Genomic DNA, 15,516 nt, shown 5'->3' on the forward strand with positions numbered 1-15,516 from the left:
ACTAGCGGGGACGCCTTTTTTGTTTGCGCACGATTTGTCGAGCCATTGCGGAGAACGACATGAAAAAACTCAAACTGGTGATGATCGGCAACGGCATGGCCGGGGTTCGCACCCTGGAAGAACTGCTCAAGCTGAGCAACGAGCTGTACGACATCACCGTGTTCGGCGCCGAGCCTCACACCAACTACAACCGCATCCTGCTGTCGCCGGTACTGGCCGGTGAGCAAACCTTCGAAGAGATCGTGCTCAACGACTTGGATTGGTACCTGAACAACAACGTCAAGTTGCTGCTCAACCGCAAGGTGGTGCAGATCGATCGGGTCAAGCGCAAAGTCATCGCCGAAGACGGCACCGAGGCCGAGTACGATCGCCTGCTGATCGCCACCGGTTCCACGCCGTTTATCCTGCCGATTCCCGGCAATACCCTGCAGGGCGTGATTGGCTACCGCGACATCGCCGACACCCAGGCGATGATCGACACCGCCAAGACCCACACGCACGCAGTGGTAATCGGCGGTGGCCTGCTCGGCCTGGAAGCGGCCAATGGCCTGATGCTGCGCGGCATGCACGTGACGGTGGTGCACATCGGTGAATGGCTGCTGGAGCGGCAACTGGACAAGACCAGCGGCCAGCTACTGCAAACCGAACTGGAAAGCCGCGGCCTGGTGTTTCGCCTGTGTGAGCAAACCCAGGCCCTGCACGATGCCGGCAATGGCCGCGTCGGCTCGGTGCAGTTCAAAAATGGCGACATCATCCCCGCCGACCTGGTGGTGATGGCTGCCGGCATCCGCCCCAACACCGAACTCGCGGAAAAGTCCGGCATTCCCTGTAACCGTGGGATCCTGGTCAACGACACCCTGCAAACCTACGACCCGCGCATCTATGCCATCGGTGAATGCGCCAGCCATCGCGGCATCGCCTATGGCCTGGTGGCGCCCTTGTTCGAACAGGCCAAGGTCTGCGCCAACCACCTGGCCCAACTGGGGTTTGCCACTTACAAGGGCTCGGTGACCTCGACCAAGCTGAAAGTCACCGGCATCGACCTGTTCTCCGCCGGCGACTTCATGGGTGGCGAAGGCACCGAGACCATCACCCTCTCCGACCCGATTGGCGGCGTGTACAAGAAGTTGGTGATCAAGGACGACATTCTGGTCGGCGCCTGCCTGTACGGCGATACCGCCGATGGCGGTTGGTATTTCCGCCAGATCCGTGAGAACCACGCCATCGGTGAAATCCGCGATCACCTGATGTTCGGTGAAAATGCACTCGGCGATGTCGGCCACCAAGGCCAGGACAAAGCCATGAGCATGGCCGACAGCGCCGAAGTCTGCGGCTGCAATGGCGTATGCAAGGGCACCATCGTCAAGGCGATCCAGGAACAAGGGTTGTTCAGTGTCGATGAGGTGAAAAAACACACCAAGGCCGCCAGCTCCTGCGGTTCCTGTGCTGGCCTGGTCGAGCAGATCCTGATCAACACCGTGGGCGGCGCCGCCGACGTCAAGCCCAAAAGTGAAAAAGCCATCTGCGGCTGCAGCGACCTCAACCACGGGCAGATCCGCCAGGCCATTCGCGAGCAGCACCTGCTGACCATCGACAGCACCATGCGCTACTTGAACTGGCGCACCCCCAATGGCTGCGCCACCTGCCGCCCGGCCCTCAACTATTACCTGATCTCCACCTGGCCCGGCGAAGCCAAGGACGACCCGCAATCGCGGCTGATCAACGAACGGGCCCACGCCAATATTCAAAAAGACGGCACCTATTCTGTGGTGCCACGGATGTGGGGCGGCGTGACCAATCCTTCGGAGCTGCGCCGCATCGCCGATGTGGCCGACAAGTACAACGTGCCGATGGTCAAGGTCACCGGCGGCCAGCGCATCGACTTGCTCGGTATCAAGAAACAGGACTTGCCAGGGGTATGGAAGGACCTGGATATGCCGTCCGGGCATGCCTATGGCAAATCCATCCGCACCGTCAAAACCTGTGTGGGCAGCGAGTTCTGCCGGTTTGGCACGCAGAACTCGACGCAACTGGGCATCGAGCTGGAGCATGACCTGTTCAATATGTGGTCGCCCCACAAGGTCAAGTTGGCGGTCTCCGGGTGCCCACGCAACTGCTCGGAAGCGGGCATCAAGGACGTAGGCATTATCGGTGTCGACTCGGGCTGGGAGATGTACATCGGTGGCAACGGCGGGATCAAGACCGAAGTCGCGGAGTTCTTCGTCAAGGTGAAAACCGCCGAGGAAGTACGCGAATACAACGGCGCATTCCTGCAGCTATACCGCGAAGAAGCCTTCTACTTGGAGCGCACCGTGCACTACCTGCAGCGGGTGGGCATGGAGCATATCAAGAAGGCTGTGCTGGAAGACCCGGCCCGCCGCCAGGCCCTCAATGAGCGTCTGCAGTTCTCGTTGTCATTCGAGCAGGACCCGTGGAAAGAACGCCTGGAACAGCCGCTGCTGAAAAAGGAATTCGACGTGATCCCCGTCAAACAACTGGAGGTCTCGCTATGAACTGGCTGGATATCTGCGCCCTCGATGAAATCAATGCCCTGGGCTCGCGCATCATCAGCGGGCCGAAAGGTGACATTGCGATTTTTCGCACCAGTGACGATGAGGTCTTTGCCCTCGACGACCGCTGCCCACACAAAGGCGGGCCGCTGTCCCAAGGCTTGATCTACGGCAAGCGGGTGGCCTGCCCGCTGCACAACTGGCAGATCGACCTGGCGACTGGCCAAGCCCAGGCCCCGGATATCGGCTGCGCCCACCATCACCAGGCCCGGGTCGAAAACGGCCGGGTGATGCTGGCCCTGCGGGACGCGGGTTGATGAACCGCCAGACCACCGCGTCCACCTGCTGTTATTGCGGGGTGGGCTGCGGCGTGCTGATCGAGCATGACGGCGAACAGATCCTGGGGGTGCAAGGCGACCCCAGCCATCCGGCCAACTTCGGCAAGTTGTGCAGCAAAGGTGCGAGCCTGCACCTGACCGGCGACTTGAGCGCCCGTGCGCTTTACCCGCAATTGCGCTTGGGCAAAGCACTAGCACGCACTCGCACCGACTGGAACACCGCCCTGGACCACGCGGCCAACGTGTTCGCCGATACCATTGCCGAGCACGGGCCCGACAGCGTGGCGTTCTATATCTCCGGGCAACTGCTGACCGAGGACTACTACAGCTTCAACAAGTTGGCGCGGGCGTTGGTGGGCACCAACAATATCGACAGCAACTCTAGGCTATGCATGTCTTCGGCGGTGGTCGGCTACAAGCGCAGCCTGGGCGCCGATGCACCGCCGTGCAGTTATGAAGACCTGGAAAACAGCGACTGCGTGATGATCGTCGGCAGTAATATGGCCTACGCCCACCCGGTATTGTTCCGACGCCTGGAGCAAGCCAAGGCGCAACGCCCGCAGATGAAAGTGCTGGTGATTGACCCTCGGCGTACCGACACCTGCGACTTGGCCGACCTGCACTTGGCCATCTTGCCGGGCACGGATGTGGCGTTGTTCCACGGGATTTTGCATCTGTTGCTGTGGGAAGACTGGGTGGACCGCGCGTTTATCCAGGCCCACACCGACGGCCTGGCCGATCTCAAGCGCCTGGTGCATGACTACACGCCGCAGATGGTCACGCAGCTGTGCGGTATCAGCGTCGAACAGTTGCGCCTGTGTGCGCAGTGGGTCGGCACCTCCAGCAGCTTTTTGTCGCTGTGGTGCATGGGCCTTAACCAGTCCACCGCTGGCAGCGCCAAAAACAGTGCGCTGATCAACCTGCATTTAGCCACGGGGACCATTGGCCGGCAGGGCTGCGGGCCGTTTTCCCTGACCGGCCAACCGAACGCCATGGGCGGGCGCGAAACCGGCAGCCTGTCCAACTTGCTGCCGGGCCACCGCGACGCGGCCAACCCTGCACACCGCGCTGAGGTGGCGGCCTATTGGGGCGTGGAGCAACTGCCGGCGACTACCGGCCTTACCGCCATCGAGCTGTTTGAACAGGTGCAGGCTAGCAAGATCAAGGCGTTGTGGATCGCCTGTACCAACCCCGCCCAATCCCTGCCCGACCAGAACGCGGTGCGCGCCGCTTTGGCAGCGTGCCCCTTCGTGGTGTTGCAGGAAGCGTTTCGTACCACCGAAACCGCCGCCTATGCCGACCTGCTACTGCCCGCCGCCAGTTGGGGTGAAAAAGACGGCACGGTGACCAACTCCGAGCGGCGTATTTCCCACGTGCGCCGCGCCATCAACCCACCGGGTGAAGCACGCGCGGACTGGGCGATCACGGTGGATTTCGCCCAGCGCCTGGAGCGCCGTCTGCGCCCAGGGTTGCCGAGCCTGTTCGCCTTTGAGCAAGCGGCGCAGCTGTTTGATGAATTCAAGCCACTGACCCAAGGCCGTGACCTGGATATGACCGGCATCAGCCATGCCCTGCTCGACCGGCTCGGCCCGCAGCAGTGGCCGTTTCCCGAGGGTGCGCAGGCGGGTACGTCGCGCTTGTACACCGACGGTATTTTCCCCACTGACACTGGGCGGGCGCAGTTTGTCGCCGAGCCTTATCGCGCTGCCAAGGAACAGCGCGATGCGCGATTCCCCCTGACCCTGATTACCGGCCGCTTGCGTGACCAATGGCACGGCATGAGCCGCACTGGCACGGCGGCGCAGTTGTTCGGGCACGTCAATGAGGCGCTGTTGAGCCTGCATCCGGACGAACTGCGCCGTCACCGTTTCAAAGAGGGTGACCTGGTCAGCCTGAAAAGCCGTCGCGGCAGCGTGATCGTCGCCGTCGGCAGCGATGACAGTGTGCGCCCCGGCCAAGCGTTCCTGCCCATGCACTGGGGCGACCGTTTTCTCAAGGGCGGCGTCAATACCCTCACGCAACCGGCGTTCGACCCTTTGTCCAAGCAGCCGGAGCTCAAGCACAGCGGCGTGCGCCTGGAAGCAGTGCAACTGCCATGGCAGCTGTTTGCGCTGATCGAAGGCGATGTGCAGCAGCACTTCGAAGCCTTGCGCCCACTGTGTGAAACCTTTGCCTACGTCAGCCTGAGCCTGGCTGGCCGTGAACGCCCCGCACTGCTGGTGCGCGCCGCGCATACCGAGGCGCCCGACCTGCAACTGTTGACCCGCATCGACCACCTGCTCGGCCTCAATGACGGCCCGGTAATGGCCTATGACGACCCGCGCCGCTCAATCGGCAAGCGCGTGAAAATCGAGAAAGGCCGCATCACCGCCCTGCGCCTGGCCGGCGAAACCCTGGCCCGTCACTGGCTGCAAAGCCTGTGGCTGGAAGGCCGGGCCGACGAGCAACTGCGGCGCTGGTTGCTGGCGCCCTTGAGCGCGCCACCGGGCGGTACCACGGCCAGCAACAAGATTGTGTGCAACTGCAAGAACGTCAGCGAAAACGCCGTGTGTGCCGGTATCGGCAGTGGCCTGGACCTGGATGGCCTCAAACAGGCACTGGGCTGCGGCACCCAATGCGGCTCCTGCGTGCCGGAAATCAAACGTCTTTTGGCCAGCAACCCGCAGCCAATCGCCATCAGTGTGTAAGGGGAACAACATGAGCGCAAAAGTATGGCTGGTAGGCGCAGGGCCGGGTGATCCGGAGTTGCTGACCCTCAAGGCGGTCCGGGCTCTGCATGCAGCGGATATTGTGCTGATTGATGACTTGGTCAACCCGGCAGTACTGGAACACTGCGCCAGCGCCCGGGTGATTACCGTTGGCAAGCGTGGGGGCTGTCGCTCCACCCCGCAGGAGTTTATTCACCGACTGATGTTGCGTTATGCACGCCAGGGCAAGTGCGTGGTACGCCTTAAAGGCGGTGACCCGTGTATTTTTGGCCGCGGTGGCGAGGAGGCAACCTGGCTGCGCGAGCGCGGAGTCGAGGTCGAATTGGTCAATGGCATCACCTCAGGGCTGGCGGGAGCGACCCAATGCGATATCCCGTTGACCTTGCGTGGCGTGAGCCGTGGAGTGACCTTGGTCACCGCGCATACCCAAGATGACAGCAGCCTGAACTGGCGCGCACTGGCGGAGGGTGGCACCACGCTGGTGGTGTATATGGGCGTGGCCAAGCTTGAAGAAATCCGCGAACAGTTGCTCAACGGCGGCATGGCTGCGGATATGCCGGTGGCGATGATCGAAAACGCTTCATTGCCCCAACAACGCGAATGCCGCAGCTCTCTGGCGGCCATGCATGAAGCCGCAACAGCCTTTGCACTGAAAAGCCCGGCCATCCTGGTGATTGGCCAGGTTGCCGGCGCCGCACAGATGGCTAGCATCGCCACTGCAGCTAGCGCCTGAGGCAAATCCCAGGCGAAAAAAAGCCCGGCCTGAGCCGGGCTTTTCTTTACTACTCAGTAATTACTGAGCGGTAGCTTCAACCGACGCTTCTACGCGACGGTTAACAGCGCGACCAGCTTCAGTTGCGTTGTCAGCAACTGGGCGGGATTCGCCGTAACCAACAGCAGTTACACGGCTAGGAGCAACGCCGTCTTTAACCAGGACTTGCTTAACAGCGTCAGCACGACGCTGGGACAGCTTCTGGTTGTAAGCGTCTGGACCTACGGAGTCAGTGTGACCAGCAACTTCTACGTTGGTAGCTGGGTACTGAGCCATGAAGTCGGCCAGGTTTTTAACGTCGCCGTAGCTGTTAGGCTTAACAACGGCCTTGTCGAAGTCGAACTTAACGTCCAGCTCAACACGAACAACCTGAGCAACCGGAGCTTCTGGCTCTGGAACTGGCTCTGGAGCTGGTGCTGGGGTAGGAGCTGGAGCAGCTGCGCCAGCGTTACCGCCGAAGTTCACGCCCAGGCCAACCAGTGCGGAGTAGTCCCACTTGCCGTTGTCCAGACCGTAGTCAGCTTCAACACCAGCACGAGCGTACAGGTTGTTGGTGAAGTAGTACTTCACGCCGGTACCGATGGTAGCGAAAGTGGTCTGGTCGCGACCGCTGTGGCCGTCAACCTTAACGTTGGTACGGCTCTGGTGGCCGAAACCGCCTTCAACGTATGGACGCAGGCTATCAACGCCAGCCTGACCGAAGTGGTACTGAGCAACGAGGCTGCCAGTGTCACCTTTGATCTTCTGGTTGCCAGTGCCGTCGTTCGAACGGGTGTGGTTGGTCTTGTCGTACGACAGATTCAACGACAGATCGTCGGTCAGGAAGTAACCAATGCGAGCGCCTGGGTTGAAGCCGTCTTCGATGTGCTTGACGCTATCGTTGTACTGCTTCTTGTAGAACAGCTCGCCTTCAACTGCGCCTTGGCCTTGTGCCAGAACGCCGAAAGAAGTAGCGGCAATAAGAGAACCAATGGCCAAGCCCAAGGTGTTTTTCAGTTTCATCCGTTAAATCCCCATCTGGTGATTGTAAAGCAGTCCCACAAACCGGGGGACAACTCGGCGACAAGTCTAACAGAACTTGCCTACACGTAAGAGATATTTGCTACGCACTAAGTTTCAGTCTCGCCCGCAAATTTCTCACGTAATTTATCAAGAGCACGTTTGTACCGCATTTTTGTAGCACTCAAGCCCATATGCATGATGTCAGCGATTTCCTGAAATTCCAGCTCTGCGACAAAGCGAAGCACCAGAATTTCCCGGTCAATCGGGTTCACATGCACCAACCAGCGATCAAGTCCGCCCTTCTCCTCGGGTGCCGGCGCCTTCTCTTCAGACGCCTCCTCAAGGGGGTCCAGACTCAAAGCGTCCATCAAGCGACGCTTTCGCCGTTCCTTGCGATACTGCGTGATGCACTCGTTGTACGTGATGCTGTACAGCCAGGTCTTGAACTTCGATTTGCCCTCGAAGTTCTTCAGGCCGTATAGCACCTTGAGCATCACTTCCTGACAGACATCATCCGCGTCTCTATCGTTCCCCAAATACCTTGAACAAACGTTGAACAGAGTGCGTTGATACCTGCGCATCAATTCTTCGTACGCGCGTGTTACGTGAAACAGCTCCGTGTGCGAGCGCGCGACCAACTCCTCATCAGAGAGCTCACGGGGGTCATAGCGCGTGGACAGCGTTTGGGCTTTATTCAAAACAAGTCGTGCCGACAGTCAGGTCAATGTCCGCTGCAACCCGGTCACCCGGGTTTGCGGCGGCGTACATTAGCAGGATTTGCCGGATTAGCGGCTACTGACCTGCTGCTCCAGGAGAATCCGGTTAGACAGCGACACCAGTTCCCCGTCATCGGTCAGCACGGTCGTCTTGACTGTGCCGATCTCCTCGATTTGCCCTTCGACCTCGCCCACACGCACCTGTTGCCCAACTTGATACAGCTCACGCACATAGATTCCCGCAAGAATCTGACCGGCAATTTCCCGGCTTCCCAACCCCATGGCCAGCGCAACTGCCAGACCAACGGTAATCAAAACAATCACAATCACATGGTTGAGCAGGTCAGTTTTGACCTCCAACTGGCTGATCGCGACAGAAATACTGATGATGATCACCAGCCCCTGGGCGATTCGCCCCAGGCCCGCCGCGTAGTCCAACCCCACGCCTTCGGCGGCCCCGCGCACCAGCCCGTTGGCCAGTTGCGCGAGTAAAACCCCCACCAGCAGCACCAGCGCGCCGCCGAACACTTTCGGCAAATACAGTGCCAGCATGTCGAGCGTAGCTGAAACTCGCTCAAGTCCAAGGGACTGTGCCGCAGAAACCAGAAAAATAAGTAGAACGAACCAATAGACGATCTTGCCGATCAGGGTCGAAATCGGTACTTGCAACCCCGCGCGGCCAAGTAACTTGGTCAGGCCGGTGCCGGCCATCAGGCGATCGAGGCCCAGTTTGGCGAGCAATTTGGACAGCAGGGTATCGAGCAGCTTGGCGACGACAAAACCCAGCAATACCAGGACCAGGGCACCAAACAGGTTGGGAATGAAATTCGCCACCTTGGTCCACAATGCGGTCATCGCGGTGACCAGGCTCTGGGTCCAGAGATCAAGTTCCATATTCAATCAGCCTTATCAGCAGTGCTAGCAAGAGGTTTACGACGGGAAACCGGTGACACATGGGCCGAACCGTTGTTCAGGGCCATCATCAATGCCGGCAACCAACGCCCGAGCAGACCGAACAGGTCACCCGCACCTACCTGACGGTTGGCGGTTTTCAGTACGCGACCCAGGCAAGCATCGTCATCACGGTTGGATGGCGAAGCATTGAGCATGTCACGCAAAGACTGTTCGAACGGATCGTGCATAGAGACCTCTCGCAAGTGATTTAAAAGACGAGGGTAAAATTCATCGGGTCACATCGGCCCTTTCTTACGTTCAGGTCATATTCAGGTCAAACCCAGCGCAATCGTCGAAACAGCCACCATTGCCCCAGTGCCACAGACACCATCAACAGGCACGCAATCATGAATCCATAAGGGCTGTCGGAGAACGGGATGCCCCCCACATTTATACCGAGCAGACCGGTGAGAAAACTCATCGGCAAGAAGATCCCGGTGATGATCCCGAAGCGGTACATGGTACGGTTCATGCGCAGGCTCAAGCGCCGGTCTTCGGCCTCAAGCACAAGCCCCACGCGCTCTCTGGCCAATTCCAGCTCTTCCAGGTAACGGGTCAGGCTGTTGTGCAATTCATTCCAATAGTCGGCATCGTCGTCGCAGAACCACGCCAATTTGATGCGTGTCAGTTGGGCGAAAATATCCCGCTGGGGGGCCAGGAAGCGCTTGAGTCCGGCGGCTCTTCGACGGATCTGCAGAACGCTGCCGTGCTCCGGGGTATACCGTTCGTCGGCATCGAGATTTTCTTCCTCGGAATCGACGATTTCAGACAAGCCAGCGACCAGATCCTGCACTTTATTGGTCAGGTACTGAGCCATATAAAGGATGAGCTCGGATGCCGTCTTGGGGCCTTTGCCGTCTGCCAGTTGCACCAGCAACTCATCGGTGGCGCGCAAGGGGCGCAAACGCAACGAGATCACTCGGTTGGCAGCGGCGAAGATGCGCACCGACACCATGTCTTCGGGCTCGGCGCCGGGGTTGAGGTTGATCCCGCGCAGAAACAGCAGCAATTCGGCGTCCGGCAGCGGCAACAGGCGTGGACGAGTGTTCTCCTCCAGCAGCAGGTCACAGGCGAACTCGCTCAGGCCGCTGGATTTACGCAGCCAGGTCTGGGTTTGAGGATGGCTGCGATCCCAGTGCAGCCACAGGCTTTCCTGGGGCTGCAACTGCAAATCGTCGAGCTCAGTCCGGGCAATCGAACGCGCACCGCCTTTACCGTCCAGCACCAGGGCATGCACCAGCCCCCATTGCGCGTTTTCTTCTTCGAACATCCTCACCCCAATCGGTTACGGCAGCTTATTCAGGCATTTTCAGTGGGCTGGGCGACACGATCACCCCGTTGTTGTCGGCGTAAATGTACTCACCGGGGCGGAACGTCACGCCGCCGAATGTCACCGCCACGTTCAGGTCGCCAAGGCCGCGCTTGTCGGTTTTTTTCGGGTGCGAGGCCAGGGCCTGCACGCCCAGGTCGGTCTGGGCGATGACGTCGACGTCACGGATACCCCCGTAGATCACCAGCCCTTCCCAACCGTTTTTCGCGGCTTTCTCGGCAATCATGTCACCCAGCAGCGCGCAGCGCAGGGAACCGCCACCGTCGACCACCAGCACTTTACCAGCGCCCGGCAGATCGGCTTGCGCCTTGACCAGGGAGTTATCCTCGAAGCATTTGAGGGTGACAATTTCGCCGCCAAAGGAGTCTCGGCCACCGAAGTTGCTGAACATCGGCTCCACTACCTGCACCAGCTCCGGGTAGGCGTCACACAGGTCGGGGGTCACGTAATGGTTCATCGAGAAACTCCTGTCATCAAAGAAGAGGTCGAACATCCACGGTGTACATCAAGAAAACGCCCCGCGACAGGCATTCTTTAAGTGCCTGCGCGTTGGCGGCGGCCATGATCAAACCCCGATCAGCGCAACGCAATACACGTTACGCGACTGAATATGACCAGAAGCGCCTGGCGCGTCATATCTTAGCCGCAACCATTCAAGAGTGAAACGCCCCTGGCAGAGCGTTTCGTCAAACCGTTGCAGCCACCTCGGGCTGCGTGCCGAATAAGGGTGTCAGCGGGTCGTTCAACCAACGCTCCACCAATGGCCACACTTGGGCCTGGGCGGCTTTGCTGACCAGCATCTGCACATGGCCGAAATCCTCGCTGAAACCTTGCTGACGCCCCAGGCACAGGTACTGGCGATGCTCGCTGCCCACTTGCTCGAAGAGCTTGCGACAGGCCCAGTCCGGGTCTTGCCGGTCGCCCGCTGCGCTCACCGCCAACAGCGGCACATCGACCTGCGCCAAGCCTTTCCACCAGTCATGCTCGGCATCGCCAAACCGGCCAAACAGGCCGTTCCAACGCATCGCTTCGATCATCACGCCGGCCGGTTCGTCCTCGGGCCCACGCTTGAAGCGCGGGCCGGACAGGTGGCCAAGGCGCTTGAGAATAAAGCGCCCACCCCACTGCACCGGTGGGATTTTCAAAGGCCAATGGTTACGACTGACCTGGCAGCCGAACAACGCCACCGATGCCACCGCAGAGGCATCCAAGTGCTGCCCGCCCAAGGCCGCTGCCAAGGTGGTGGCGCCGAGCGAATGCCCGAGCCAGTGCGGAACCTGCCCGCTTTGCTCAGACACAAACGCCCCCACGGCCGGCAAATCGTAGCGTGCGTAATCGGCGACACGGTTTCTGGCGTAGTCGTGATTGCGCTTGGACAAGCCATGGCCGCGCATTTCCGGGATCCACACGTCAAATCCGCGACGCGCCAGGTAGGCCCCCAAACCGATGCCCTTGGGCGAATACCAGAAGCGCCGATTGGAAAAACTGCCATGCAATAAAATAATCGGCGTGCCCCGGTTTTCCGGGACATCGGCCAGGCCCAAACGGGTCACCGCCAGCTCGACGGTACCGTCCGGGCTGTTACCGGGTTTGAGCCGATAGACGTCTTCACTCAGATCGCCGCGACGTTCAGCGCTGATCAGGGCGACAGGAAATAGATTGCTGCTGCTTTGCATAATGCTCTTGCACAAAAAAGGGCGGCGTCCGCAAGGATTCCCGCCCTGTACAGATAAGAATGCCGGTCACCCACAACGAGTGACCGGCACTTTTGACCACGCGATCTTAGGCGGACGCTTGGCCTTCAGCCAGGAAGAACCAGGTTTCCAGCACGGAATCGGGGTTCAACGAAACGCTCTCGATCCCCTGCTCCATCAGCCATTTGGCCAGGTCAGGGTGGTCCGAAGGGCCTTGGCCGCAGATGCCGATGTACTTGCCAGCCTTGTTGCAGGCCTGGATGGCGTTGGCCAATAGCTTCTTGACCGCCGGGTTACGCTCGTCGAACAGGTGAGCGATGATCCCCGAGTCGCGGTCCAGGCCCAGGGTCAACTGGGTCAGGTCGTTGGAGCCGATGGAGAAACCGTCGAAGAACTCCAGGAACTCTTCAGCCAGGATGGCGTTGGACGGCAATTCGCACATCATGATCACGCGCAGGCCGTTCTCGCCACGGGTCAGGCCGTTTTCGGCCAGCAGGTCCACCACTTGGCTCGCCTCGCCCAGGGTGCGCACGAACGGCACCATGATCTCGACGTTGGTCAGGCCCATCTCGTTGCGCACGCGCTTGAGCGCACGGCATTCGAGCTCGAAGCAGTCACGGAAGGCTTCGCTGATGTATCGCGAGGCACCGCGGAAGCCCAGCATCGGGTTTTCTTCTTCTGGCTCGTAGAGCTTGCCGCCGATCAGGTTCGCGTATTCATTGGACTTGAAGTCCGACAGACGCACGATGACCTTTTTCGGGTAGAACGCCGCAGCCAGGGTGCTGATGCCTTCGACCAGTTTCTCGACGTAGAACCCTACCGGGTCGTTGTAGCCGGCGATGCGCTTGTCGACGCTTTCCTTGATGTCCAGCGGCAGACCGTCATAGTTCAGCAGTGCCTTGGGGTGCACACCGATCATGCGGTTGATGATGAATTCCAGGCGGGCCAGGCCCACGCCGGCATTCGGCAACTGCGCGAAATCAAAGGCGCGGTCCGGGTTGCCGACGTTCATCATGATCTTGAACGGCAGGTCGGGCATGGCGTCGATGGAGTTTTGCTTGATATCGAAGCCCAGCTCACCTTCGAAGATAAAGCCGGTATCGCCTTCGGCGCAGGAGACGGTCACGCCCTGGCCATCCTTGAGCAGTTGGGTGGCGTTGCCGCAACCCACGACGGCCGGAATCCCCAGTTCACGGGCGATGATCGCCGCGTGGCAGGTACGCCCGCCACGGTTGGTGACGATGGCACTGGCGCGCTTCATCACCGGTTCCCAGTCCGGGTCGGTCATGTCGGAAACCAGTACGTCACCTGGCTGGACCTTGTCCATCTCGGACACGTCCTTGATGATCCGCACCTTGCCTGCGCCGATGCGCTGGCCAATGGCACGGCCTTCCACCAGCACGGTGCCGGTTTCCTTGAGCAGGTAGCGTTCCATGACGTTGGCCGAAGTGCGGCTCTTCACGGTTTCGGGGCGCGCCTGCACGATGTACAGCTTGCCGTCGTCACCGTCCTTGGCCCACTCGATGTCCATCGGGCACTTGTAGTGCTTTTCGATGATCATCGCTTGTTTGGCCAACTCGCTGACTTCAGCGTCGGTGAGGCAGAAACGCGCACGCTCGGCCTTGTCGACGTCAACGGTTTTGACCGAACGACCGGCCTTGGCCTCGTCGCCGTAGATCATCTTGATGGCCTTGCTGCCCAGGTTACGGCGCAGGATGGCCGGGCGGCCCGCTTCGAGGGTGCCCTTGTGTACGTAGAACTCGTCGGGGTTGACCGCGCCTTGTACGACGGTTTCGCCCAGGCCGTAGGCGCCGGTGATAAACACCACGTCACGGAAACCGGATTCGGTATCCAGGGTGAACATCACGCCGGCCGTGCCGGTTTCCGAACGCACCATGCGCTGCACGCCGGCAGACAGGGCCACCAGCTTGTGGTCGAAACCCTGGTGTACGCGGTAGGAAATCGCACGGTCGTTAAAGAGGGAGGCAAACACTTCCTTGGCCGCGCGGATCACGTTTTCGACGCCGCGAATGTTGAGGAAGGTTTCCTGCTGGCCGGCAAAGGAGGCGTCCGGCAAGTCTTCGGCGGTGGCCGAGGAGCGCACGGCAACGGCCATGTCCGGGTTGCCCGCAGACAGGGTGGCGAAGGCGGTACGAATTTCTTCGTTGAGCTTCTCGGGGAACTCGGCTTCCATGATCCACTGGCGGATCTGGGCGCCGGTCTTGGCCAGGGCGTTGACGTCATCGACGTCCAGGGCGTCCAGCGCGGCGTGGATCTGGGCGTTGAGGCCGCTCAGCTCGAGGAAGTCGCGGTAAGCCTGGGCCGTGGTGGCGAAACCACCGGGCACCGAGACACCAGCGCCTGCAAGATTACTGATCATCTCGCCGAGGGATGCGTTCTTGCCCCCCACATGCTCTACATCATGGACGCCGAGCTTATCGAGGGAAACTACGTACTCTACCAAGGTGATCTCTCCACTTTCTGTGTTGGAAAAGCTCAGGACGCGGGTTGCTCAGTAGGAGCTAACGCCAGCGCTTGTGGCCTGGACCTGGAAAATAAGTGAGAATGCAGCCCACTGCGGGACGGCAAAATCGCGCCTATCATATCCAAGATTCGCCATCAGCTTAAGGCCCAGGGCTCAAATGAAACGATCTGCTTTCTTTATTTCCGACGGCACCGGCATTACAGCCGAAACATTGGGTCAGAGCCTGCTCGCGCAGTTCGAAAACATTACCTTCGCCAAATTCACCCGGCCTTATATAGACAGCGTGGATAAAGCGCGGGCCATGGTACAACAAATCAATCTGGCGGCTGAAAAAGACGGTTTTCGCCCGATCATTTTCGACACCATCGTCAATCAAGACATTCGTGAGATTCTCGCAACGTCGAATGGTTTCATGATCGACATTTTCTCTACCTTCCTGGCGCCGCTGGAACAGGAGTTGAGTGAACATTCGTCCTATTCCGTCGGAAAGTCCCACTCCATCGGACATAACTCCAACTATATGGAGCGTATCGAGGCGGTGAACTTCGCCCTCGACAACGACGACGGCGCCCGCACCCACTACTACGACAAGGCCGATCTGATCCTGGTGGGTGTGTCGCGTTGCGGCAAGACTCCGACCTGCCTGTATATGGCGATGCAGTTCGGTATTCGTGCGGCCAACTACCCGCTGACCGAAGATGACATGGAACACCTGACCCTGCCCGCCGCCCTGCGCGCGCATTCGCACAAGCTGTTCGGCCTGACCATCGACCCGGACCGGCTGACCGCCATCCGTAACGAGCGCAAGCCCAACAGCCGCTACTCCAGCTATGCCCAGTGCGAATTTGAAGTGCGTGAAGTAGAAAATCTGTTCCGCCGGGAGAATATTGCGCACATCAATTCCACGCATTTTTCGGTGGAAGAGATTTCGGCGAAGATTTTGGTGGAGAAGGGTGTGGAGCGGCGCTTCAAGTGATCTCTATTGCCTGATCTGACGCTATCGCAGG

13 protein-coding genes are annotated in these 15,516 nt (G+C 59.8%); 5 read left to right on the plus strand and 8 right to left on the minus strand.

Annotation, left to right across the window (positions count from 1 at the left end; translation table 11 throughout):
• The first annotated feature begins 59 nt into the window (after window positions 1-59).
• From nirB to cobA, 4 genes are read left to right on the plus strand one after another with little or no spacing between them, the layout of a single operon-like run.
• Window positions 60-2,513 carry a nitrite reductase large subunit NirB gene (gene nirB / locus HU731_RS08120; protein WP_186606918.1) on the plus strand — a complete coding sequence of 818 codons (2,454 nt, stop codon included), beginning with the start codon at window positions 60-62 and terminating at the stop codon, window positions 2,511-2,513.
• Window positions 2,510-2,827, plus strand: coding sequence for a nitrite reductase small subunit NirD (nirD, locus tag HU731_RS08125; protein ID WP_014719483.1), 318 nt, complete (start codon window positions 2,510-2,512; stop codon window positions 2,825-2,827). Before nirB ends, nirD begins: the two co-directional genes overlap by 4 nt.
• The gene (locus tag HU731_RS08130) at window positions 2,827-5,535 is read left to right on the plus strand and encodes a nitrate reductase (RefSeq protein WP_186606917.1); all 2,709 of its coding nucleotides are present in this window, start codon (window positions 2,827-2,829) and stop codon (window positions 5,533-5,535) included. The genes nirD and HU731_RS08130 overlap by 1 nt, the downstream gene beginning before the upstream one ends.
• Window positions 5,536-5,545: 10 nt before the next feature.
• On the plus strand, window positions 5,546-6,289 hold the full coding sequence (gene cobA, locus HU731_RS08135) for a uroporphyrinogen-III C-methyltransferase (RefSeq protein ID WP_186606916.1): 744 nt from the start codon (window positions 5,546-5,548) through the stop codon (window positions 6,287-6,289).
• A gap of 60 nt (window positions 6,290-6,349) precedes the next feature.
• Here cobA and HU731_RS08140 read toward each other — a convergent pair whose 3' ends face one another.
• From HU731_RS08140 to ppsA, 8 genes are all read right to left on the minus strand, one after another.
• On the minus strand, window positions 6,350-7,330 hold the full coding sequence (locus tag HU731_RS08140) for an OmpA family protein (RefSeq protein WP_186606915.1): 981 nt from the start codon (window positions 7,328-7,330) through the stop codon (window positions 6,350-6,352).
• Between the two features lie 107 nt (window positions 7,331-7,437).
• Window positions 7,438-8,028 carry an RNA polymerase sigma factor SigX gene (gene sigX / locus HU731_RS08145; RefSeq protein ID WP_003193286.1) on the minus strand — a complete coding sequence of 197 codons (591 nt, stop codon included), beginning with the start codon at window positions 8,026-8,028 and terminating at the stop codon, window positions 7,438-7,440.
• Window positions 8,029-8,115: 87 nt separating this feature from the next.
• The gene (locus tag HU731_RS08150; protein WP_003193288.1) at window positions 8,116-8,940 is read right to left on the minus strand and encodes a mechanosensitive ion channel family protein; all 825 of its coding nucleotides are present in this window, start codon (window positions 8,938-8,940) and stop codon (window positions 8,116-8,118) included.
• 2 nt (window positions 8,941-8,942) lie between these two features.
• Window positions 8,943-9,188 (minus strand): hypothetical protein, encoded by a 246-nt coding sequence (locus tag HU731_RS08155; RefSeq protein WP_014719486.1) that lies wholly within the window; start codon window positions 9,186-9,188, stop codon window positions 8,943-8,945.
• An 86-nt stretch (window positions 9,189-9,274) separates the two neighbouring features.
• Window positions 9,275-10,270, minus strand: a complete 996-nt coding sequence (gene cmaX / locus HU731_RS08160; RefSeq protein ID WP_186606914.1) for a divalent cation transporter CmaX — start codon at window positions 10,268-10,270, stop codon at window positions 9,275-9,277.
• Between the two features lie 25 nt (window positions 10,271-10,295).
• On the minus strand, window positions 10,296-10,787 hold the full coding sequence (gene rraA, locus HU731_RS08165) for a ribonuclease E activity regulator RraA (RefSeq protein ID WP_186606913.1): 492 nt from the start codon (window positions 10,785-10,787) through the stop codon (window positions 10,296-10,298).
• A gap of 229 nt (window positions 10,788-11,016) precedes the next feature.
• Window positions 11,017-12,006 (minus strand): alpha/beta fold hydrolase, encoded by a 990-nt coding sequence (locus HU731_RS08170; RefSeq protein WP_069557563.1) that lies wholly within the window; start codon window positions 12,004-12,006, stop codon window positions 11,017-11,019.
• Window positions 12,007-12,112: 106 nt separating this feature from the next.
• Window positions 12,113-14,488, minus strand: a complete 2,376-nt coding sequence (ppsA, locus tag HU731_RS08175) for a phosphoenolpyruvate synthase (protein ID WP_032895796.1) — start codon at window positions 14,486-14,488, stop codon at window positions 12,113-12,115.
• 178 nt (window positions 14,489-14,666) lie between these two features.
• Here ppsA and ppsR point away from each other — a divergent pair, with 178 nt between their 5' ends.
• Complete coding sequence (gene ppsR / locus HU731_RS08180; RefSeq protein ID WP_003193298.1) at window positions 14,667-15,485, plus strand: posphoenolpyruvate synthetase regulatory kinase/phosphorylase PpsR; 819 nt, start codon at window positions 14,667-14,669, stop codon at window positions 15,483-15,485.
• Window positions 15,486-15,516: the final 31 nt, after the last annotated feature.

Source organism: Pseudomonas salmasensis (assembly GCF_014268375.2).
Taxonomy (GTDB): Bacteria; Pseudomonadota; Gammaproteobacteria; order Pseudomonadales; family Pseudomonadaceae; genus Aquipseudomonas; species Aquipseudomonas salmasensis.

Excerpts from the sequence above, each read along its gene's own strand:
- nirB (WP_186606918.1), top strand. The coding sequence starts at position 60 with ATGAAAAAACTCAAACTGGTGATGATCGGCAACGGCATGGCCGGGGTT.
- nirD (WP_014719483.1), top strand. The coding sequence starts at position 2,510 with ATGAACTGGCTGGATATCTGCGCCCTCGATGAAATCAATGCCCTGGGC.
- HU731_RS08130 (WP_186606917.1), top strand. The coding sequence starts at position 2,827 with ATGAACCGCCAGACCACCGCGTCCACCTGCTGTTATTGCGGGGTGGGC.
- cobA (WP_186606916.1), top strand. The coding sequence starts at position 5,546 with ATGAGCGCAAAAGTATGGCTGGTAGGCGCAGGGCCGGGTGATCCGGAG.
- HU731_RS08140 (WP_186606915.1), bottom strand. The coding sequence starts at position 7,330 with ATGAAACTGAAAAACACCTTGGGCTTGGCCATTGGTTCTCTTATTGCC.
- HU731_RS08150 (WP_003193288.1), bottom strand. The coding sequence starts at position 8,940 with ATGGAACTTGATCTCTGGACCCAGAGCCTGGTCACCGCGATGACCGCA.
- HU731_RS08155 (WP_014719486.1), bottom strand. The coding sequence starts at position 9,188 with ATGCACGATCCGTTCGAACAGTCTTTGCGTGACATGCTCAATGCTTCG.
- cmaX (WP_186606914.1), bottom strand. The coding sequence starts at position 10,270 with ATGTTCGAAGAAGAAAACGCGCAATGGGGGCTGGTGCATGCCCTGGTG.
- rraA (WP_186606913.1), bottom strand. The coding sequence starts at position 10,787 with ATGAACCATTACGTGACCCCCGACCTGTGTGACGCCTACCCGGAGCTG.
- HU731_RS08170 (WP_069557563.1), bottom strand. The coding sequence starts at position 12,006 with ATGCAAAGCAGCAGCAATCTATTTCCTGTCGCCCTGATCAGCGCTGAA.
- ppsR (WP_003193298.1), top strand. The coding sequence starts at position 14,667 with ATGAAACGATCTGCTTTCTTTATTTCCGACGGCACCGGCATTACAGCC.